Origin of the sequence: Mesorhizobium sp. M2A.F.Ca.ET.043.05.1.1 (assembly GCF_003952445.1) — a bacterium.
In the GTDB taxonomy this organism is placed as follows: Bacteria; Pseudomonadota; Alphaproteobacteria; order Rhizobiales; family Rhizobiaceae; genus Mesorhizobium.
The window spans coordinates 2,459,070-2,478,245 of the sequence record NZ_CP034446.1; the positions used below are offsets into that span (position 1 = coordinate 2,459,070).

The window sequence follows — 19,176 nt, forward strand, 5'->3', positions numbered from 1 at the left end:
CACGCATGACCGGCTGGTCTCGCCGCCGTCTGCTCGGCGCGGCGCTGGTCGCGGCGACGGCGCCGCTGGCGGTCCCGCCGCTTGTATCTAAAGCGCGCGCCGCCGGCGAATGGCCTTTCAGGCGCGGCGTCAACGCCTGGCCGTGGTTTGCGCTGACGCGCGAATTTCCCGCTCCACGCACCGACTATGACTGGCCGCCCTTTCAGTCGCAGCGCCCCGTGCCGACGCCGGCCGACCTTGCCCGGCTGCGCGCCAGCGGGCTTGACTTCATCCGCCTGCCTGTCGATCCGGGCCCGTTCCTGGCCGCCGATGCGGGCCGGCGCGGCGACCTCATGGCGATGCTCGGCGCTGCGGTCGAAGCCGCCCTAGCCGCCGATCTCGGCGTCATCGTCAACGTGCAGGCCAATGGCGCCACCCATTACTGGAACCCCGAGCGCATGGTTTCCAGCACCGGCGCGCCGGAATTCGCCCGCTACCGGGCCTTCGTCGCCGACGTGGCGGGTATGCTCAAGGACATGGCGCCCAGCAGGGTCGCGCTGGAGCCGGTCAACGAGCCGCCGCAGGATTGCACCTCCGAGGTGTGGCCCAAGGTGCAGGCGGCGCTGCTGACCACCGCGCGAGGCTCGGCGAAAGACCTGCCGCTGCTCACCACCGGCGGCTGCGGCTCGATGGTGCGGGGCCTCACCGCGCTCGATCCGGCGCCGCTGGCGGAATTCGAGCCAATCCTGTTCACCTTCCACTTCTACGAACCCTACCTGTTCAGCCATCAGGGCGCGCCATGGATGGGCGAGCCGGTCTATCGCGCGCTGAACAACGTGCCGTGGCCGGCCTCGGCCGGCTCATTGGAGCAGACGCTGGCCTCGGTCCGGGCCAGGATGGCTGATGATACGGAGAGGTCCGACGAAGCCAAGAAGGCCGCCTATGAAGAGACCGAGAAGGTGCTGAAAGTCTATTTCGACGCCCAGCCCGACCGCCGCTTCATCGACGGCTATCTCGCGCAGGTGAGCGACTGGGCGGACGGCCATGGCATCGCGCCCGGGCGCATCATCATGGGCGAGTTCGGCGCGTTGCGCACCGACGCCCGCTACACCGCCGCGCCCAATCCCGACCGCGCCCGCTACATCGCCGACGTCCGACAGTGCGCCGAAGCCGCCGGCTTTCCCTGGGCGTTCTGGGACCTGTTCGACGGCATGGGCATGATGGACGACATAACCCGCGCGCTCGATCCCGCCATGGTCGAGGCGCTCGGCTTGACGATGCCGCCAACTTGATTTGTTGAATCAGCAAACCACGCCAAAGCTTTGGTTTGATGCGGGAGCCGGCGGGCGGGAGCCGATACATTTTTGCGAAATCGAGCCAGCGGCTCACAAATAAGGCGTGCCGGCCATTGCGGCTCTCAGGCCCGTCGCCCCCTTGTCGACGAGCGCCAGGAAAGCTTCATTCGCCTTCTCTCGGCTGCGCGTCTCGCGAAAAGTGCGATGCGCTTCGAGGAAGGCGACCGTCCAGGTCGCCAGCAGCAGGCTTGCCGCGAGACGGGCGTCGGGATCGGCGCCATCGCGCCCGACCGCTTCGGCCAGCGCCGCGGCGACCAGGTCGGCCAGTTCGTCGCGAATCGCCCGCGCCCGCCCCTTCAGGGTCTCGCTGCCGGCGACTGTCGGCACCAGGCGCTCGCTTCTGGCTGAAAACTCGACGACGGGACTTTTCTCCGCCACCAGCCGGTGCGCGAGCCGGCACAGCGCCTCCAGCGGGGCGACGCCGGCCGGGCGCTGCCGCACCGCGTCGCGCAGCATCTCGCGCCCCTCCTCGTCGCGGTCGAAGAACATGTCTTCCTTGCGCGGGAAGTGGTTGAACACCGTCATGCGCCCGACATCGGCGGCCCCGGCGATCTCGTCCACCGTCACATGATCGAAGCCGCGCTCCATGAACAGGCGCGTGGCGGTGTCGGAGATGGCCTTGCGGGTGGCGAGGCGCTTGCGGGCGCGGCGGTCTGATGGTTCGGGCATGGCTTCTCGTAGCATGATTTATGTACTCAGTACATATTCGTATTGACTCCGCTTCGCCAACACGCAATATGTGTACTCAGTACATATTAAAACTCAGTACACACACGTTTGATACCCGGCGCGATGCGATCCGCCCCGGCGAACAAGCCTTTGCTCACGGAGCTCACCCATGAATAAACCCCTCGTTGTCATCTTTGCCGCCATCTGCCTTGACGCCATCGGCGTCGGCCTCGTCTTTCCCATCCTTCCGCGCCTTCTCGAGGTGGTGACGCACAGCCCCGACATCGTCGCCTATATCGGCGTCATGACCGCGCTCTACGCGGCCATGCAGTTCGTCTTCGCGCCGGTGCTCGGCGCCTTGAGCGACACTCTGGGCCGGCGTCCGGTCCTACTCATTTCGCTGGCGGGCGCGGCGATCAACTACCTCATCATGGCCTTCGCGCCGCAGCTCTGGATGCTGTTCATCGGCCGCGCCGTCGCAGGGCTCACCAGCGCCAACATTGCCGTGGCAACGGCCTACATCACCGACATCACGCCCGAGGATAAGCGCGCTGGCCGCTTCGGCCTGTTCAGCGCCATGTTCGGCATCGGCTTCATCATCGGCCCGGTGCTGGGCGGAGTGCTCGGCGACCACTGGATCCGCCTGCCCTTCATCGCCGCCGCCCTGCTCAACGCCGCGAACTTCATCCTGGCCGTCTTCGTCCTGCCGGAGTCGCGCTCGCCCGCCCGCAGGAAGATCGACCTCGCCGCGCTCAATCCGCTGAAGCCGCTCGGCTGGGTGTTCTCGATGAAGGGACTGCTCCCCATCGTCCTCGTCTATTTCATCCTCTCCGGCGCCGGCGAGGCCTACGGCACCTGCTGGGCGCTGTGGGGTTTCGACACATTCGGCTGGAACGGCCTCTGGATCGGGCTTTCGCTCGGCGCGTTCGGCCTTTGCCAGACGCTGGCGCAGGCCTTCCTGCCCGGCCCGGCCGCCCGGCTGCTCGGCGAGCGCAAGGCGTTCGTGGCCGGCATCGCCTGCGCATGCGTCGCGCTCGCCGTCATGGCTTTTGCCCACCAGGGCTGGATGGTGTTCGCCATCATGCCGGTCTTCGCGCTCTCCGGCATCGGCACGCCGGCCTTTCAGGCGCTGGTGACGAGGCAGGTCGACGCGGAGCGCCAGGGCCAGTTGCAGGGCGTGCTGGCCTCGGCCGTGAGCCTCGCTACCATCATCGCGCCGCTCGCCTTCTCGACTGTCTACTTCGCCACGCAGAAAGAATGGCCCGGCGCCATCTGGCTGTCGGTGATCGCGATCAACCTGGTCGCGGTGCCGCTGGTGTTGCTTGGGACGCGGAGGCATCAGGCGAGCGGAGTGGCTGTGGGTGCAAACCTCTCGCGGTCGTCATTCTAGGGCGGAGCAAGGAGCGAAGCGACGCGCGCAGACCCTAGAATCCATGCCGTGACATTGGCCGTAGAACGCAACGGTCCAGAATAGCGTCTGGCGATGATGCTGGATAAGATCGCAACATGACAGGCTACGTCTACATGACCGCAAGCCAGAAAGGTGGCACGATCTACATTGGTGTCACCAATGACCTTGCGCGCCGGATGCCCGAGCACAAGACCAGGCCAAGGCTCCAGCTTCACCATACGTTATGGTGTGCAGCGTTTGGTCTGGTACGAGGAATACTTCGACATAGCCGATGCTATCCAGCGCGAAACGTCGCTGAAGCGCTGGCCACGCCGATGGAAGGTCGAACTGATCGAGAAGACCAATCCGGAATGGTTCGAGCTATTTCGCGGAATTGGCTGGTGAACATTCTGCACCGCTGCGGTGCTCGTGCGTCACGGCATGGATTCTAGGGTCTGCGCGCGTCGCTTCGCTCCTTGCTCCGCCCTAGAATGACGACCGCATAAGGTGTCGCCTCCTCCCATCGCCGGGCGCCGGTCCCGCGATCCCCCGCGCCGGCCTATACAGCGCCAGCGCGATCACCACGAATTTGGTCATCAGCGTCGTCTTGGAGGCGATGCTTTCGGAGGTGTTGAGCAGGATGAGCCAGCCCAGCATCGGCAGCCAGATGCCCGGATGGCAGCGGCGCGCGACCTCGTGCATGAACAGCGCGAAGCCGAAGAAGATCAGAAGCGTGAAGAAGGCGCCCTGGTAGAGCGTGAAGCGCAGGATCGGGTTCTCGATGCCCTGCTCCAGGCCGGTGATGCGGCGCATGCTGTCGAGCAGGTCGACATCGGGGCCGACGATCAGGTCGCGCAGCTCAAGATGCCGGAAGAGGTCGAACATCTCGACGCGGGCATTGGCGCTGCCGCTGTCGGAGACGAAACGTTGGAGCAGGGCGTCGAAGAAGCCGTAATAGCCGGCAAGCGCGACCGCCAGCGGCAGCAGCGCGGCGAGCATGATCACCAGGGCGGCACCCAAGAGGTTGACGCGCCCGGTCCTGAGCTGCGCCAGGCCCTGGATCAGCAGATAGACGCCGCCGAGCAGGATCGTCAGCACCATGCCCGAGCGGCCGCCGAAGGCGACCAGCGCGCAGAACTGCAGGCCGACTAGCGCCAGCCTGAGCGACGTCGACAGGGAGCGCGAACCCGACAGCAGCGCCAGCACATAGATCGAGGTGACCGTGGCATTGGAGAGCGGATGCCCCTGCAGCGCGGTGGAGCGCAGATCATTGACGAACACGGCGCCGTCGAACCTATAGGGGAACACCAGATGCTTGGTGCCGAACTCGAACAGCGCCATCAGCGCGTTCACCGTCATCACGGCATGGATGACGATCCGCAGCTGGGCAAAGGTCTTCTCGTCGTCCTCGCTCAGCAGCAGCACGACCAGCGCCGGGGCGACGAACGTGTCGATCATGCCGGCCATGCCGGGGCGCTGCCTGAGGATGACAACGAAGAGAAGCACCGTCGAGATCACCGCCATCAGCATCGTTGCCGGCCGCTTGTTGGTGACATGGACCACGTAGCCGACCGGATTGCCGAAGGTGCAGGCGCGCCAGACGAAGACGAGCACGAAGAGATAGGTGGACGGGTGAATCTTGCTCAGCGGGCTGCCCTGGAGGCCGTCGTAATTGTAGCCGGCCAGCCACAGCATGCCACCCGAGATGGAAAACAGAAGCAGCACCGCCACGGTGATGCCAAGCCGGGTCAGCGCGTCGACCGGAACAGTGCGCGGGCCCACCATGCCGTAGCCCGGGGCCGGGACAGGCCGGACGGGACCAGCCAGGATCGAGGCCATGTCAGGCCGCCTCGTCGACCAGCAAGGCGCCGGTCGGCAACCGCCCCATGACCGAGACCGCCTCCGAGGTCGAGGCGATGTCGCGCATCGGCGTCGCGTTCAGCCTGGCGACGAGCAGGATCTCATCGGCCATGGCGACCAGCGGCAGGACGTTGAGGTCGTCGGCCAGGGCGCCGCCGTCGATGACGACGAGATCGAAGCTGCGATTGGCCTCAGCCAGCATGCGATGGGCGAAGTAGAGCGCCTGCGCTTCCTGGAACACCGCTGCCGGCCGGCCCCGGCCAATCAGCGCGACGGAACTGCCGGGCGCATAGCGGCTAACCGCATCGAGCGGATATTCGCCGCGCAGCACATCGAGCACGCCGGGCTGCGGGTCCTTCTGGCCCTTGCCGGCATTGATGTCGATGAACAGCACGCGGCGGCCCCTGGCCGCCGCCGCGTTGGCGAGCTGCCATGCAACCCTCGAGCGCTGCGCCTTGTCCTCGGGCGGCGACGCCACCAGGATGGAGGGCACCAGCGGCCAGTCGGGCGGGCGCCTGGTGGCGGCGGCGATGCGCTGCAGCGCGAGCCCGGCCACGGCGTCGGTCTTCTGCGCCACGCCGCCGGCGCGGCCGAAGCGGCGGCGTCCCCTGCCCGGCAGCACGCCCAGCACCGGCGCTTCGATGGCCGACTGCATCTGGTTGGCGGAAAGCACGGTCGGCGAAAGATATTCGGCGATCAGCGCCATGCCGATGCCCAGCGCCAGCCCGCCAAACACGGCGCCGAACACAAGCAGCCCCTTCGGCGGCCAGCTCTTCTTCAGCGCCGGCATGGCATAGGAGATGATGCGGGCATTGGTGCTGTCGACATTGGTCTGCTCGCGCGTTTCTTGGGCGCGCTGCAGGTAGTTGGCATAGACGGTGCGCACGGCGTCGAGGTCGCGCTGCAATTCGCGCAGGCGCACGGAAGCCTGGTCGGTATCGAGCGATTTCGACTTGAGCGCCTGCACCTTTGCCTGCAGGGCCTGCTGGTTGGCCAGGGACCGCTCATAGTCGGTCTCCGCCGCGGTGACGATGCGGCCGAGCTCGCGCTGGATCAGCACGCGCAGGTCGCGCAACTGCTGCTGGGCGGCGATCATCGAGGGGTGGCGCGGCCCGAGCCCGGTGCCGAGCTGGGCGATCTGGTCGACCAGCGCCGCTTCCTGCGCCCTGAGGCTCGAAATCGTCGACGAGCGCGTGGCTTCCGAGGTCGCGTCCGGCGCGCTGCCCTGCCTGCGCAACTGATCGACCTGCGCCTTCAGTTGCTGGGTTCGCGCCTGCGCGGCGGTCAGCTCGGCATTGAGCCCGGTCAGTTCCTGGTCGCTCACCAGATTGCCCTGGGCCATCACCATGTTGTGCTGCGAGCGATAGGCCTCGACCGCGTTCTCGGCCTGCTCGACGCGCTTGCGCTGTTCGTCGAGCCGCGCGGTGATCGCCTCGGAGGCCTTGGCCGCCTTTTCCTTGCGCGCGTCGGCCTGGTCGGCAAGGTAGGCGGTGGCGATGGCGTTGGCGATGTCCGACGCCTTCTGCGCGCTCTTGGCGGTGATGATGATGTTGAGCACCAGAACCTTGTCGTCGCGCTTCACGGCGAGCACGCGGCGCAGCGAATCCAGCGTGGTCGCCGTCCTGTCGGTGTCGCTGTCGCCGAAGAGCATGCCCATCCAGCGACCGAGAACGCCCTGCCCGTTGAACTCCGGATCCTCGGTGAGGTTCTCCGCCTTGATCGCGCGCAGCAGGACGCCGTTCGACTGCGCGACGCTGACCTGGCTCTCGACCTGGGTGATGCCGCCGTCGGGCGAGATGCGGCTCGGATTGACGTCGTTGGTGACGACCTGGAGGTCCTCGGGATCGACGATGATCTGCGCCGTCGAGGAGTAGAGCGCCGGCGTCAGCATGGTGTAGACGAGCGTCAATGCGGTGAGCAGCGCGGTGACGGCGAGGATCAGGAAGCGGCGCCGCAGCAGGATGCGGCCGAGATCGCCAAGCTCGACCGTGGCGGACGCTGGCGCCGGTGCGGGCGCATAATAAGCTGGCGCCGGCGCGACCGCCTCCGGAGCGTTCTGCTGGGGCACCATGAGCAGGGGTGGTTGCAAAGGTCGCTCCGACAACGCTCCATCGGCCGGCAAGACGAGAAATGCGGCGTTGGCTTAGCTATTCCCGGCAACGATTAAAACACTGTTAATTATGTTCATAAATTGGGCCTGCCCTGGCACGAAGTTTGCACCGACACGGTGGAAATTAGGTGCAGCTGAAATTGGAGACATCGTGCGTATGCGGCGGGAACTAGACCCGGCGGGCCTGCCTGCCGACTCCGGAGGCGAGACGCCCGGGGACCGGCCATGCGCCTGAGCCTGCGCCTCAACGGCGACCGCGTGCGCGCTTTCCATGTCGCGCTGGCCGAAAGGCTGTCGCAGCTGCCCGGGATCGAGCTTTGCGTCGACGCGCGTCCGGCGGCGGGCGGTGTGCCGCAGGCGGCCGAGGCGCTGTTCCAGCTTGAGACGCTTATCCACCGCCTGCCCGCCAATGGGACGGCCAGGCGTGTGCCAATCTCGACGCTCGCCGGCCATGCGAGGGCATCCACGCCGGCCGATCTCACGATCGACCTCGTCGGCGATGTCAAGCCGCAAGGCGGACAGGTATGGCGACTCGCCTATGACGGCGTCTGCGGCGAGGAAGCGCTGCTGGCGCTCATCCTAGCCGGCCGCACGCCGCTCGCCCGGCTGGAGCAGAACGGCGCGACCATCGCCGAAGGGCGGCTCGGCACCGAATATCACGGCATTGCGCTAGCGTCCTTCCAGGACATGCTGGCGCGCACGGCCAGCCTGATCGTGGCGGCGGTCAATGGCGCCGCGCGCTCGCACCTGCCTGTGCTGCCCGAACCGCCATCCGGGGCGTCGTCCCCGCTTATGCCATCAGCCACGAAGCTCAGCGTGCGGGCCGCCAAGGCGACGGCGCGGCGCATCGTCCAGCAGATCTATCATCTGTGCTACAACGCTCCGCACTGGCGGGTCGGCTGGCGCGAGACCGGAGGCAGGGACCTCTACGAACTGCGCGCCCATCCGCAATCGGGCTGGCGGGACCTGGCCGACGACGGCAGCCGCTTCTACGCCGATCCGTTCCCGGTGCTTTACCGCGGCCAGGTGACGCTGTTCGTCGAGGACTATATCCACCGCACCGGCAAGGCGATCCTGTCGGCGGTGGCTTTCGGACCGAACGGACCGGCGGGCGTCCCGAAGCCGGTACTGGAACTGCCCTACCACCTCTCCTATCCCTTCGTGTTCGAGCGCGACGGCGAGATGTGGATGGTGCCGGAAAGCGGCGCCAACCGGACCGTCGATCTCTACCGCGCCACCGCCTTCCCCGGCGGCTGGGTCAAGGAAGCGACGCTGTTGTCGGACATCGTCGCCAGCGACGCGACGCTCACCGAGCATGGCGGGCGCTGGTGGATGTTCGCCACCGTGCGCGACGGCGGCGGCGCTTTCTCGGACCAGCTGCATCTGTGGTCGGCGCCGGATTTCCGCGGGCCGTGGACACCACATCCGAAGAACCCGCTGCTGATCGACATCGCGTCGGCGCGCCCCGCAGGCCGCATGGTGAGCCGCGGCGGGCAGCTTCTGCGTCCGGTGCAGGATTGCCGCAGGAGCTATGGCGCCGCGCTCGGCATCGCGCGGGTCACGCGGCTCGACGACACCGGCTTCGAACAGGTCGTCGAGACGATCCTCAATCCCGGCGCCGGCTGGGCCGGCCGCAAGCTGCATACGCTCAACGAAGCGGGCGGGCTGGAATTCATAGATGGTTCGGCAATGGCGCCGCGCTGGAAGCAGCGGCGAGAGAACATGCCAACGGGCCTTGGAGACAAGCAATGAGCACCACCGAGAACCGCGAAACGCCCGCAGCCCCGGCCGGCCGGACCGAGGCGGAAGTGGCAATCGTCGGCGCCGGGCTGGCCGGAACCGTTCTGGCGATAACGCTCGCCAAAGCTGGCCGCAAGGTGGCGCTGATTGATCCGCATCGTGTCCACCATGACGAATTCCGGGCCGAGAAAACCCGAGACGAACAGATGGGGCTGTTCGACAAGCTTGGCCTTGGCCAGGTGTTCAGATCGCTCTCCACGCCGATGACCGATCTCCATGTCTTTCGCTTTGGCCAGTTGTTCGAGCGCAAGCAGACCTTCGAATACGCCTTTTCCTACGCGCCGCTGGTCAACGGCATGCGCGCGGCGCTGCCTCCGGAAGTGCCGCTGACGGTGGGCAAGGTCGCCGAGGTGTCGACCGGACCGGACCGGCAGCGCCTGGTGCTCACCGACGGCTCCGTCATCGATGCCCGGCTTCTGGTGGTGGCCACGGGCTACAGCGAGGCGGTGCGGCGTGCCATCGGCGTCGAGCGCATCGAGGAATCGAAGGCCCATTCGCTCTCGATGGGCTTCGATCTCGCGATCACGCCGCAGGAATTCGGCCTGCAGTCCCTCACCTTCTACGCAAGGCGGGTCGCCGATCGCATTGCCTTTCTTACCATCTTCCGGATCGGCGAGCGGCTGCGGGCGAACATGTTCGTCTATCGGACAGTCGCCGACCCGTGGGTGCGGGCGTTCCGCGAGAACCCGCAAAAGATGCTGCTGGACCTGATGCCGGAGATCGCCCAGCGGTGCGGCAACTTCGCCGTCGCCAGCGAGGTCGAGGTGCGACAGGTCAGCCTGACGACGACACGGGGCCATCGCCGCGACGGCGTGGTCTTCATCGGCGATGCGTTCGCCACGACCTGCCCTGCGCAAGGCGACGGGATAAACCGTGTGCTAACCGATGTCGATTGCCTCAGCTCCACGCATATCCCCGCCTGGCTCGAAACGCCCGGCATGGCGGCCGACAAGATCTGCGCCTTCTATGACGATCCGATCAAGGTTGCGGCCGACACCAGGGCCCTGCGCGCCAGCATCTATGCCAAGCGCATCACCACCGAGACGGGACTGGAATGGCGCCTGCGCCGCCTGCGCAACAACACCGCGCGGCAGTTGATGGTCTTAGGCCGACGGTTCCGCGAAACCGGAAAGCCGGCTGAGCCGCGCGCGGCGTGAGAGGCGTGGCGCCGCCGGGCGCGCCTTGGGCACGTCATCGTGAGTGAGCTTACGAATCCGTAAGTCGAGTCCCTGGCGATGCCCGCTTAAACCAAGGGTGAGCAATGTCTCCTGCTCGGCGGGACGCGTAACATCAATGGCCCGCTGCCGCCTCTATCGGTCCGGCAGCGGGCTATCAAGCAGGTAGGATCGTTTGCGCCGCCCGTGATAGCCGCTTGAACGCCCGAAAGGCGCCGACTGGATCCGCGCCTTCCGCGCGCCCGGGGATTGGCCCCGCGCCGCGCTTCGCCCTATCTTCAAATCGAAACAAGGACACGACCATGACCCGCATCCGGGCGATGACGAGGAACGATCTTGCCGATGTGTCGCGGCTGCTCGGCCAATCCTGGCGGCGGACCTACGCGCCGATCATGGGCGACGAGACCGTGGCCCGGCTCTCCGACGAAAGGCACGCGCCGGACCAGCTTGCGCAAGAACTCGAGGACGAGAACAAGATGTCCTTCGTCGCCGAACGCGCCGACGGCGCGATCGCCGGCTATGCGATGGCGGCGATGGACGCCAAAGGCGACGTCACGCTGGAGCGGCTGCATATCGAGCCGCAGGCATTCGGCAGCGGGCTCGCGGTCGACCTTCTGCATGCCGTGCTTGCCGCGCATGCCGGCATCCCGTCGATCGCGCTGGAGGTTATCGAAGGCAACGACCGCGCGATCGCCTTCTACCGCAAGCACGGCTTCGAAGTGGTCGAGCGCCGGGAAGCGGCCCACGGCGTCGGCGGCCACGCCTCGCTGATCATGCGCCGCATGCTGCCGATGGCTTAGATCGACATCAGGCAGCGGCCCGCGTTCGCAGCGCTTGCATGACGCTGTCCTCGAAGGCGCCTGGCGCCCTGCCTGCCTCGGCCAGCTGCGCTGCATCCCAGCTCCGGCTCAGGCTTCCGTCGGCCATCAGCACCGCGCGATTGCAAAGCGCCGGCACGGCTTCCACCACATGGGTCGACACGATCACGGCGTGGCGGCCGCTCGCGCAAAGCGCGGTGATCACGCGCTTCACCTCCCAGGCGGCAACCGGATCGAGGCCGTTCAGCGTTTCGTCCAAAATCAGCAGCGGCGGCCGGCCGAGAAGTGCCGCGAGGATCGCGATCTTGGCGCGCGTGCCGAGCGAATATTCCGCGATCGGACGGTCGATCCAGCGCCCGAGCTCGAGCCGCTCCAGAAGGTCGGCGCCCGGCAGATCGGCACCCGGCAGGTCGTTTGGCGCGCAGCCGCGGATCGAGGCGACGAGCTCGATATACTGGCGTCCCGACAGTGCCGCCGGCAATTCGTGCGGCTCGATGGCGAGGCCGAAGCCGGCCTTGGCGCGCTCCGGCGCGGCGGCAAGTTCGATGCCGTCAATCGTCACGCTGCCGCCGAGCAACGGGATCTGGCCGGTGATCGCCCTGATCAGCGTCGACTTGCCCGAGCCATTGGCGCCGAGCAGGCCGACGACATCGCCCCGGCGGAGCGAAAGATCGATGCCGCGCACCACGGCGCGCCCGCGATAGCCGGCGCTGAGCCCGCTTACGGCAAGCACTTCAGCCATTGCGATACCTCTGTCGGGCGCGATGCCACAGAAAGAACACCAGCGCGGCCAGGCCGATCAGCACGGTGCGGCCATATTCGAGCGTCTCGTAGCTGGCATAGGCGAGCGCGCTGGCGAAGCTCAACATGGCGACGAATGGCGCGTTCAGGAAATAGGCGCCGAACACCGCATAGGCGCCGTTCAGCACCAGCAGCCAGAGTCCGCCCGCCACCGGCACGGCCCATGCCGACGGCTCGGCCGCGAGCGCCGCGCCCGCCGGCAGCAGGAAGAAGGCGAGCGACAATTGCAGCGGCAGTTGCACCAGCCGCAGCCACACGCGCGTGAAGCCGATAGGCGCCGTGCGCAGCACCGGCGAGCCGAGCGGCTGGCAGCGGAGGCTGAGCATGAAGACAAGTATGCCGCCCGCCAGGCCCGCAACCGCCGCCGGCCCGGCCGTGCGGCCGGCAAGGCTTGCCCATGCGCCAAGGATGGCCGCGGCCGCGAGCGGCAGACCGGCCGCGGCCAGCTTCCATGACGGCCGCAAATGGCCGCCCGGCAGTTTCCAGGCCCAGCTCGAAAGCCAGCGCGGGCGCGCCCGGTCGAAGCGGCGCAGCCACGGCCTTCCAACCAACACGGCCTGGCTTGCCGCGTCATCGAGGAGAAGGCGTGGCCGCCACAGGCGCCAAAGAGCGGCCGTGCCGAAGCCCAAGTCAAACAAGATCGCCGCGCCCAGGCCCCAGGCCGCCGGCAACGGCTTTCCAATGACCGCGCAGGCGAAGCCGACCAAAACGGCAACCAGGACACCCAGCGGTGCGAAGATCGCCAGCGTCGCCCTGCCGGCCATGGGGCGGCGTTGTCTGGAGCCAAGCGGCAGCGCCTTGAGGAAGGGCGCGAAAGCCCGTTCAAGGCAGAGCCTGGCGACCGCGTTGCCTGTGAGTGCCCCGAGCACGGCCAGGGTGAGCGGCAGGCCAAGGGTCCACAGGAGCTGGTCGTCCCGCAATTTCGGCGCCGCGGCATGCAGGGCGAGCACCATATCGGCGATCGCATAGGCCAGCAGCGCGCCGCCGCCGAGCCCGATCCAGGCGAGATCGGGGCGCCGCATCGCCCGCAGGCCGACGACGAACTCGCGCCAGAGCAATATCAGGACAACCCGGTCGTGCCGCATTGGTTCGTCATCATGGTTCCGACACCAGAGCGGTTCAGCGTTCACGGATTCGCGGAACCGCTCTAAGCCCTTGTATTTACGCAATTCCGGACGGAAAACCGCTCCGCACTTTTCCTGGAATTGCTCTGGAATAGGTCACGGCAATTGTGCCGCGAGTGGGGCGATGGCTCATCCTCCCGGCTTCGCGTTGACGTTCTTCATGGCGGCAAGCAGGTAGTCCTGCACCGTTGCCTGAAGGTTTGTGGTGGCGGCACGCACCGCGGCCATCGCCTGCCTGACCGCCGCTTCGTCGAAGGGTCGGGCCTGCTCGGCCGCCGCAAGGTCGGCGCGCGCCGCGCGCAGCTGCCGCAGGGCTTCGAATGTGCGGGCGCGGTTGTCGCGCATGACCGAACGGAACTCCTTGCGCACCTCTGGCGAGTAGGCGCCCGCGACCTCCGCCAGCAGCCCGCGCGCAACCGCCGTCTGGCGCAGGCCATGCGCGGCATAGCCGATGAAGAAGAAGTTGAGCGCGAGCGAGAGGGCAAGCACGACCAGCACCGCAGCCCAGATCCATGAACGACCGGTCATAGCGCGTCGCCCTCGCCCGCATCGCCGGCGATCGGCGGTCCGCCGTCGTCGGGCAGCCTTGCCCCCGCGGCGAGCGCGAGAAGCTCGGAATCCTGCGACTGGTCCTGAAGACGCGCCACCTGGTAACCGGCGATTGTCGCGGTGACGAGCAAGGCCGCGGCGCAAGCGGCGATGCCGGCCGGCGCGACGAGGAAGCGCAGCAGCAGCGAAGGACGCGCCGCGCCGCGATCGATGCGGGCCAGCACCTTGCGCACCAAGGCGCGGTCGTCGCCCTCGACCAGCGCGGCCTGCCGCACGAGCCTGTCGAGCGCCGCATCGGCGACGGCATCGCCTTCAAGCGCCATGAATGCCAGGGCGGACCCTCTCAAGGCCGCAGGCCAGGCATCGATGTCGTCGCCGAAGCGGCGCCGGTTGTTCTCGAATTCCTCGCGTGTCATGAGGACTTCCTTTCGCGGCCGCCGGCCGCATCTGCCAAATGATCCCTGAGCGCGCGGCGCCCGCGCACGAGCAACTGTTCGACCGAGCCGGCGCTGGCGCCCATCACCTCGGCGATCGCACCGATGTCAAGCTCGCCCACCGCCCTCAGAAGCAGCGCCATCCGTTGGCGCTCCGGCAGGCGCGACAGGCCATCGCGCACGATTGCCAGTTCCTGCCTCGCCGCTGTCGCTGTCTCGGCATTCGCTTCCGGCGCGGCGGGCTCCTCCGCAATGTCGTCCAGCCCGAAGAAATTGCGCAGCGCGCGGCGCCGGCGCTGATCGATGCAGCGGTTGGCGGTGATCCGGTAGAGCCATGTCGAGGCGCGCGCCCGGCCGGGGTCGAAGCGCGCGGCCTGTTTCCAGACGGTCACGAACACCTCCTGCACCACGTCCTCGGCATCGGCGGCATGGCCGAGATAGCGCGCGGCGAATGTCCGCAGCCCACGGCCGTGACGGGCCATGAGCGCGGACAAAGCCGCCTGGCTGCCGGCGGCGATGCGGGCCAGAAGCTCCTCGTCGCCATCTGCGGCTTCATCCCGCACGGCGGCGGGCACCGGTCGAGGAGCCTCCGGCGGCGAGGGAGAAATCCGCAACGATCCGGCTCGGGCGAAGAACGAATTCCGACGTCAAGTCCACCACCAGATGTCAGCGGCGCCAACGGCGGAAGCCGTGAACCGTGTTCCCGTTCGGGCCCGTGAAGCTGCCGACAGAACGGCCGCGAAACGGTCCGACCGCGCTGTAGCGCTGGCCTGAAACGGTCTTGCCGTTCGGCCCGGTGGCAGAATAGCTCCTGGAGCAGCGGTCAACAACGCCGGCCTTGCAGGTTGAGTTTGACGTGTAGGTGCCGCCATTCGGTCCGGTGCGCGTGGTCGAGCCGGTGTAGATATTGCCGTCCCGGTCGACGCTGCGGCTCAGTTCGCCGCCATGCGCGGTCTTGCGCGTCCACTCCTCGGCCGAGGCAGGGGAAGCGGCCGACCAGACCACCATCGCGCCGAGGCAAAGCAGCGGAAGTTTGAATCTTGAAAGCATGTCATTTCCTTTCTGGAAGGCAGGTTGGTTAATTGGCATGAGCAGCCACGATCTTGCGGATCGCCGCGATCTCGTCGGCGGAGAGCCTGCCGTCGCCATTGCGGTCGGCGAGATCGAAGAGCGGCGTGCTGGCCTGGAACTCATCCTCGGTGACCTTGCCGTCGCCATTCCTGTCCATGCGTCGCCAGCGATTGCCGAGGCGGGCCTCGGCTGCCAGGGCGCGGTCATCGATGGCCTGGCGGGCGGTCTCGATCTCGCTCTCGTCGATGACGCCGTCGCCATTGCGGTCGAGCCTTTTGAAGAGGCGTTCGCGGGCGGCGAGCATCTCGTCCTTCGAGATCGCGCCATCGCCATTGGTGTCGAGGCGCTGCAGGATGCGCTGGCCGGGCATGTCCTGCGCCGCGGCGGCGCAGACCGGAGCGAGCCCGAGAAGCAGGCCCGCAATGATTGCTGAGTGTTTCATGATTGGTCCTTTCGAAATGTAACGTCGCGGGGGGCGACTGTCGGCCAATACGCAGCCCGGTTCGTGCTCCTACGCCGACGTCCGGATTTTTTTGCCGGCCGCCACAGCGCGGCGCCTCGCGCATCGAACTTTCCGAAAAATTCGCGGGCAGCGCGTAGGAGCCGCCGGGCTCCTGCGTAGGAGGCGCTGCAAGGACGGTCCGCGGCGGGCCGTCGATTACAGCGGAGACCCAGATGACCAAGATTGTGACGGCGCTCGCCGGGCTGCTTCTGTGCGGCTGCAGCGCCTTCGCCGCCGACCAGGGCGCCCGGGAAGCGTTCCGGCGCATCGACACCAATGGCGACAGAAAGCTCGAATTCAGCGAGATCCAGGCTGCGCGGGCGCGGATGTTCGACCGGCTGGACGCCAACCACAATGGCGTGCTCGACCCCGAGGAGGTGCAGGCGGCCGTAGCGCAGGTCAAGGCGGAGCGCGACATCCAGGCCACGCGCTTCGCGGGATTGCAGGCTGAGGCGAGCCGCATGGACCGCAACGGCGACGGCAAGATCTCGCGCGACGAATTCACGGCCGCCATTCCCGACCGGCTGCTGCAGGCGGACACCGATGGCGACGGCGCGCTTTCGATTTCCGAACTGCGGGCGCTGAAGCGCCCGTGACCCCCCCGTGATCCCAGGTGACACACAACAAAGGAGAGAGACGATGAAATGGATAGTGACGGCCTTTTGCGGCCTGGTGCTCGGCGCATCGATGCTGGCCTCGCCGGCCGAGGCCGTTCCGATCGTGCCCGCCCCCGGACAGGCATCCGTGAGCAGCCAGGCTACGCCGGTCTGGTACCGGCGCGGCTTCTACGTCGTCGGCGGCGTCTATTACTACAATGGCTACCGTGGCTATTGGCGCGTACGGCCCGGCTATCGTTACTACAATGGCTACTGGTTCCCGGCCGCCGCCTTCGCGGCCGGCGTGGCGGCCGCCACGGTCGCGCCACCCCCGCCCCCGCGGCGCGCCTGGCGGCCGCCCATGTGCGCTGGTGCTATGACCGCTACCGCTCCTATCGCGCCTGGGACAACAGCTACCAGCCCTATGGCGGTCCTCGCCAGCAGTGCCTGTCGCCTTATAGTTGAGGCGGGCGTACCGGCGCGGCGTGGACTCTGGATGCATAAAAAAGCGCGTCGCGCCGAAAACGAGTTCGGGCGACGCGCTACAGCCTTTGTCCGATATTGCCAAACGTCGGTGTGGGTGGTTCCGTCAGGGCCCCGAGGGAGTGGCGTCGGCCGGAACCACCCGCCCGCCTTGTGTCCTTCCCAAGACGGACCGACTATACGGCGCCGCTCTGAGGTTTCCTTGACCTCGATCAAACGCCGCCGGCTCGGCGCTGGACGTGTCCTGTCCCTGCCCTATACTTTCGCGAGCGCTGATTTTTCGCGGGAGACAAGGACATATGAGCCTCGGCAAACACAAACTCGGAAGCCAGGGGCTCGAAGTCTCGGCCATCGGCCTCGGCTGCATGGGCATGAGCCAGTCCTACGGGCCGGCCGACGAGGCGGAGTCGATCGCGACGATCCACCGGGCGATCGAGCTCGGCTGCACCTTTCTCGACACGGCCGAGGTCTACGGGCCGTTCGTCAACGAGGAACTGCTTGGGCGCGCGCTGCAAGGCCGGCGCGACAAGGTGACGATCGCAACGAAATTCGGCTTCCGCATCGTCGATGGGAAGCAGTCCGGCACCGACAGCCGGCCCGACCATATACGGGAGGTGGTGGAGGCTTCGCTCAAGCGGCTCGCCACCGACCACATCGACTTGCTCTATCAGCATCGCGTCGACCCTGCGGTGCCGATGGAGGATGTCGCCGGAACGGTCGGCGAGCTGGTGGCCGAGGGCAAGGTGCGCTTCTTCGGCCTGTCGGAAGCGGGCATTGCCAACATCCGCCGCGCGCATGCCGCGTATCCGGTCTCGGCGCTGCAGAGCGAATACTCGCTGTGGGAGCGCAACCTCGAGCCCGAGATCATCCCGGCGCTGAAGGAGCTGGGCATCGGCCTGGTGCCCTTCGCCCCGCTCGGCCGCGGCTTCCTGGCCGGCGACGTCAAGCGCGCGGAGGACTATCCACAGGGCGATTTCCGCCGCGGCGACCCGCGCTACCAGGGCGAGAATTTCGACTTGAATGTCGCGGCCGCCGCCGCGGTGCGCGACATTGCCGCGGCAAAAGGCGTGAAGCCCGGCCAGATCGCGATCGCCTGGCTGCTCGCCAAGGGGCCGGACTTCGGCATCGACATCGTGCCGATCCCCGGCACCAAGCGGCGGACCTATCTGGAGGAAAATGTCGCGGCGGCGGACATCACGCTCGACGCGACCGAGATGCTGGGGCTCGACATGGCGCTGACGCCCGACAAGGTGTCCGGGCCAAGGTATAACGAGCGCACGATGTCGCTGGTGGACCGCTAAAGCATGTCTCCCGAAAATGGGAACCGGTTTCGGGATAAAGACATGCGTAAAATCAAGACCTAAAGCGCATGGAGCGAATCCGAAGGAATCCGAAGGATCGCGACGCGCTTTAGGCGCGGTTCTCAACGCTCTACTTGTTCTTGCAATCCGCCCTCGCTTCCATTGCTTTCCTCGCCTCCCCCTCGCTTGGGTATGTCTTCTTGCCGAGATCCACGACAAGCGTGCCATCCGGCTTCTTCGGCACGATCTCGCACTGCTTGGAGACCGCGTCCCTGGCGACCCAGTATTGCTCGGCAGCCACGGCGGGCAGGCTCATGATGCCGGTGGCGAGGGTTGCGAGGGCAAGGGTGCGGACCATTGCGGGCCTCCATGGCTCTGGTTGGAATGCCATTGGGAAACGCCCCGCCCGCCGCCGTGTTCCTGCGGCTCACCCGCCCGAATGCGGATCGATGCTGTAGGGATGCACCGGATAGCCAGGTCCGATCGCCTCGCCCACCCTCTCCACCCAGGCTTCTACCGCCGGATAGTCGGCGAGCGAGAAACCGCAATCCTCGGCGCGGTGGCTGTAGGCATAGACGGCGATGTCGGCGATGGTGAGCGTATCGCCGACCAGGAAAGGCGTGTCGGCCAGGCCACGCTCCAGCGCGCCAAGCGCTCGCACACCCGCCTCGCGCTTGCCGGCGACCAGCGCCTGGTTGCGCTCCAGCCGGCCGGTCAGGCTCCAGAAGCGCAGCGAGCCGATGACCGGCTCGACATAATACTGCTCGAAGAACAGCCACTGCATGACCTTGGCGCGGGCAAGCCGGTCCGCCGGCAGATAGGGCGTGCCCTCGGCGACGAGGATGAGGATTGCGTTGGACTCGGCGATCGCCTGGCCATTGTCCACGGCGAGCACCGGAACGGCGCCGGCGGGGTTGAGCTTGAGGAAGGCCTCCGTGCGGCTCTCGCCCTCGAAGATCGAGACGATGCGGGTTTCGTAAGCGATGCCGAGCAGGCCGAGCAGGACGCGGATCTTCCAGGCGTTTTGCGACGGGAGATAATCGTAGAGCATGAGCATGGCGCGTGTCCCCGGTTGATAAGGTGGCTTCGCATGCGGGAAGAAGCTAGCGCCACCCGATTCATGATTCAGCAAGGTCGGCGCGAGGCCCCCCTCTCTGCC

Annotated in this window: 19 protein-coding genes and 2 pseudogenes; 9 read left to right on the forward strand and 12 right to left on the reverse strand. The window is 67.1% G+C overall.

Features of this window, described 5'->3' with window-relative positions; translation table 11 throughout:
- The first annotated feature begins 5 nt into the window (after nucleotides 1-5).
- Nucleotides 6-1,271, forward strand: a complete 1,266-nt coding sequence (locus tag EJ069_RS12010; RefSeq protein WP_126064705.1) for a cellulase family glycosylhydrolase — start codon at nucleotides 6-8, stop codon at nucleotides 1,269-1,271.
- A 93-nt stretch (nucleotides 1,272-1,364) separates the two neighbouring features.
- Here the strand turns inward: EJ069_RS12010 and EJ069_RS12015 are convergent, their stop codons facing one another.
- A complete protein-coding gene (locus tag EJ069_RS12015) occupies nucleotides 1,365-2,003 on the reverse strand; it encodes a TetR/AcrR family transcriptional regulator (RefSeq protein ID WP_126061459.1) in 639 nt (212 codons plus the stop codon).
- Between the two features lie 169 nt (nucleotides 2,004-2,172).
- On the opposite strand from EJ069_RS12015, the gene EJ069_RS12020 reads away from it, so the two are divergent.
- Together EJ069_RS12020 and EJ069_RS12025 are read left to right on the forward strand one after the other, a co-directional pair.
- Nucleotides 2,173-3,393, forward strand: coding sequence for a TCR/Tet family MFS transporter (locus EJ069_RS12020; protein WP_126061460.1), 1,221 nt, complete (start codon nucleotides 2,173-2,175; stop codon nucleotides 3,391-3,393).
- Between the two features lie 116 nt (nucleotides 3,394-3,509).
- Nucleotides 3,510-3,798: pseudogene (locus EJ069_RS12025) on the forward strand (GIY-YIG nuclease family protein).
- Nucleotides 3,799-3,879: 81 nt separating this feature from the next.
- Here the strand turns inward: EJ069_RS12025 and EJ069_RS12030 are convergent.
- Together EJ069_RS12030 and EJ069_RS12035 are read right to left on the reverse strand one after the other, a co-directional pair.
- Nucleotides 3,880-5,178, reverse strand: a complete 1,299-nt coding sequence (locus EJ069_RS12030; RefSeq protein WP_245456646.1) for a VpsF family polysaccharide biosynthesis protein — start codon at nucleotides 5,176-5,178, stop codon at nucleotides 3,880-3,882.
- Between the two features lie 55 nt (nucleotides 5,179-5,233).
- On the reverse strand, nucleotides 5,234-7,342 hold the full coding sequence (locus EJ069_RS12035) for a Wzz/FepE/Etk N-terminal domain-containing protein (protein WP_126061461.1): 2,109 nt from the start codon (nucleotides 7,340-7,342) through the stop codon (nucleotides 5,234-5,236).
- 246 nt (nucleotides 7,343-7,588) lie between these two features.
- On the opposite strand from EJ069_RS12035, the gene EJ069_RS12040 reads away from it, so the two are divergent.
- The 3 genes from EJ069_RS12040 (at nucleotide 7,589) to EJ069_RS12050 (ending at nucleotide 11,138) form a co-directional block, all read left to right on the forward strand.
- Entirely contained in the window at nucleotides 7,589-9,115 is a 1,527-nt protein-coding gene (locus EJ069_RS12040; RefSeq protein ID WP_126061462.1) for a formyl transferase, read from the forward strand.
- Nucleotides 9,112-10,320 carry an NAD(P)/FAD-dependent oxidoreductase gene (locus EJ069_RS12045; RefSeq protein ID WP_126061463.1) on the forward strand — a complete coding sequence of 403 codons (1,209 nt, stop codon included), beginning with the start codon at nucleotides 9,112-9,114 and terminating at the stop codon, nucleotides 10,318-10,320. The genes EJ069_RS12040 and EJ069_RS12045 overlap by 4 nt, the downstream gene beginning before the upstream one ends.
- Before the next feature lie 320 nt (nucleotides 10,321-10,640).
- Nucleotides 10,641-11,138: an N-acetyltransferase gene (locus EJ069_RS12050; protein ID WP_126061464.1), complete on the forward strand. Its 498-nt coding sequence runs from the start codon at nucleotides 10,641-10,643 to the stop codon at nucleotides 11,136-11,138.
- 7 nt (nucleotides 11,139-11,145) lie between these two features.
- Here EJ069_RS12050 and EJ069_RS12055 read toward each other — a convergent pair whose 3' ends face one another.
- From EJ069_RS12055 to EJ069_RS12085, 7 genes are all read right to left on the reverse strand, one after another.
- On the reverse strand, nucleotides 11,146-11,898 hold the full coding sequence (locus EJ069_RS12055; protein ID WP_126061465.1) for an ABC transporter ATP-binding protein: 753 nt from the start codon (nucleotides 11,896-11,898) through the stop codon (nucleotides 11,146-11,148).
- The gene (locus EJ069_RS12060) at nucleotides 11,891-13,042 is read right to left on the reverse strand and encodes a hypothetical protein (RefSeq protein ID WP_126061466.1); all 1,152 of its coding nucleotides are present in this window, start codon (nucleotides 13,040-13,042) and stop codon (nucleotides 11,891-11,893) included. Before EJ069_RS12060 ends, EJ069_RS12055 begins: the two co-directional genes overlap by 8 nt.
- Nucleotides 13,043-13,210: 168 nt before the next feature.
- Entirely contained in the window at nucleotides 13,211-13,609 is a 399-nt protein-coding gene (locus EJ069_RS12065) for a periplasmic heavy metal sensor (protein ID WP_126061467.1), read from the reverse strand.
- Nucleotides 13,606-14,046, reverse strand: a complete 441-nt coding sequence (locus EJ069_RS12070; protein WP_126061468.1) for a hypothetical protein — start codon at nucleotides 14,044-14,046, stop codon at nucleotides 13,606-13,608. Before EJ069_RS12070 ends, EJ069_RS12065 begins: the two co-directional genes overlap by 4 nt.
- Nucleotides 14,043-14,639 (reverse strand): sigma-70 family RNA polymerase sigma factor, encoded by a 597-nt coding sequence (locus EJ069_RS12075; protein ID WP_126061469.1) that lies wholly within the window; start codon nucleotides 14,637-14,639, stop codon nucleotides 14,043-14,045. The genes EJ069_RS12070 and EJ069_RS12075 overlap by 4 nt, the downstream gene beginning before the upstream one ends.
- Nucleotides 14,640-14,730: 91 nt before the next feature.
- Complete coding sequence (locus tag EJ069_RS12080; RefSeq protein ID WP_126061470.1) at nucleotides 14,731-15,114, reverse strand: hypothetical protein; 384 nt, start codon at nucleotides 15,112-15,114, stop codon at nucleotides 14,731-14,733.
- A 28-nt stretch (nucleotides 15,115-15,142) separates the two neighbouring features.
- Nucleotides 15,143-15,577 carry an EF-hand domain-containing protein gene (locus EJ069_RS12085; protein ID WP_126061471.1) on the reverse strand — a complete coding sequence of 145 codons (435 nt, stop codon included), beginning with the start codon at nucleotides 15,575-15,577 and terminating at the stop codon, nucleotides 15,143-15,145.
- A gap of 233 nt (nucleotides 15,578-15,810) precedes the next feature.
- Here EJ069_RS12085 and EJ069_RS12090 point away from each other — a divergent pair, with 233 nt between their 5' ends.
- The 3 genes and pseudogenes from EJ069_RS12090 to EJ069_RS12100 all read left to right on the forward strand — a co-directional run bounded on the left by EJ069_RS12090 (nucleotide 15,811) and on the right by EJ069_RS12100 (nucleotide 18,017).
- Nucleotides 15,811-16,233: an EF-hand domain-containing protein gene (locus EJ069_RS12090; RefSeq protein ID WP_126061472.1), complete on the forward strand. Its 423-nt coding sequence runs from the start codon at nucleotides 15,811-15,813 to the stop codon at nucleotides 16,231-16,233.
- 43 nt (nucleotides 16,234-16,276) lie between these two features.
- Nucleotides 16,277-16,698: pseudogene (locus EJ069_RS12095) on the forward strand (BA14K family protein).
- Nucleotides 16,699-17,015: 317 nt separating this feature from the next.
- Complete coding sequence (locus EJ069_RS12100; protein ID WP_126061473.1) at nucleotides 17,016-18,017, forward strand: aldo/keto reductase; 1,002 nt, start codon at nucleotides 17,016-17,018, stop codon at nucleotides 18,015-18,017.
- Nucleotides 18,018-18,147: 130 nt separating this feature from the next.
- On the opposite strand, the gene EJ069_RS12105 is transcribed toward EJ069_RS12100, so the two are convergent.
- Entirely contained in the window at nucleotides 18,148-18,375 is a 228-nt protein-coding gene (locus tag EJ069_RS12105; RefSeq protein WP_126061474.1) for a hypothetical protein, read from the reverse strand.
- Between the two features lie 69 nt (nucleotides 18,376-18,444).
- Nucleotides 18,445-19,074, reverse strand: a complete 630-nt coding sequence (locus tag EJ069_RS12110) for a glutathione S-transferase family protein (RefSeq protein WP_126061475.1) — start codon at nucleotides 19,072-19,074, stop codon at nucleotides 18,445-18,447.
- Between the last annotated feature and the right edge of the window lie 102 nt (nucleotides 19,075-19,176).

Excerpts from the sequence above, each read along its gene's own strand:
- EJ069_RS12015 (WP_126061459.1), bottom strand. The coding sequence starts at position 2,003 with ATGCCCGAACCATCAGACCGCCGCGCCCGCAAGCGCCTCGCCACCCGC.
- EJ069_RS12110 (WP_126061475.1), bottom strand. The coding sequence starts at position 19,074 with ATGCTCATGCTCTACGATTATCTCCCGTCGCAAAACGCCTGGAAGATC.
- EJ069_RS12060 (WP_126061466.1), bottom strand. The coding sequence starts at position 13,042 with ATGCGGCACGACCGGGTTGTCCTGATATTGCTCTGGCGCGAGTTCGTC.
- EJ069_RS12045 (WP_126061463.1), top strand. The coding sequence starts at position 9,112 with ATGAGCACCACCGAGAACCGCGAAACGCCCGCAGCCCCGGCCGGCCGG.
- EJ069_RS12055 (WP_126061465.1), bottom strand. The coding sequence starts at position 11,898 with ATGGCTGAAGTGCTTGCCGTAAGCGGGCTCAGCGCCGGCTATCGCGGG.
- EJ069_RS12050 (WP_126061464.1), top strand. The coding sequence starts at position 10,641 with ATGACCCGCATCCGGGCGATGACGAGGAACGATCTTGCCGATGTGTCG.
- EJ069_RS12105 (WP_126061474.1), bottom strand. The coding sequence starts at position 18,375 with ATGGTCCGCACCCTTGCCCTCGCAACCCTCGCCACCGGCATCATGAGC.
- EJ069_RS12070 (WP_126061468.1), bottom strand. The coding sequence starts at position 14,046 with ATGACACGCGAGGAATTCGAGAACAACCGGCGCCGCTTCGGCGACGAC.
- EJ069_RS12085 (WP_126061471.1), bottom strand. The coding sequence starts at position 15,577 with ATGAAACACTCAGCAATCATTGCGGGCCTGCTTCTCGGGCTCGCTCCG.
- EJ069_RS12030 (WP_245456646.1), bottom strand. The coding sequence starts at position 5,178 with ATGGTGGGCCCGCGCACTGTTCCGGTCGACGCGCTGACCCGGCTTGGC.
- EJ069_RS12040 (WP_126061462.1), top strand. The coding sequence starts at position 7,589 with ATGCGCCTGAGCCTGCGCCTCAACGGCGACCGCGTGCGCGCTTTCCAT.
- EJ069_RS12080 (WP_126061470.1), bottom strand. The coding sequence starts at position 15,114 with ATGCTTTCAAGATTCAAACTTCCGCTGCTTTGCCTCGGCGCGATGGTG.
- EJ069_RS12065 (WP_126061467.1), bottom strand. The coding sequence starts at position 13,609 with ATGACCGGTCGTTCATGGATCTGGGCTGCGGTGCTGGTCGTGCTTGCC.
- EJ069_RS12090 (WP_126061472.1), top strand. The coding sequence starts at position 15,811 with ATGACCAAGATTGTGACGGCGCTCGCCGGGCTGCTTCTGTGCGGCTGC.
- EJ069_RS12100 (WP_126061473.1), top strand. The coding sequence starts at position 17,016 with ATGAGCCTCGGCAAACACAAACTCGGAAGCCAGGGGCTCGAAGTCTCG.
- EJ069_RS12010 (WP_126064705.1), top strand. The coding sequence starts at position 6 with ATGACCGGCTGGTCTCGCCGCCGTCTGCTCGGCGCGGCGCTGGTCGCG.
- EJ069_RS12020 (WP_126061460.1), top strand. The coding sequence starts at position 2,173 with ATGAATAAACCCCTCGTTGTCATCTTTGCCGCCATCTGCCTTGACGCC.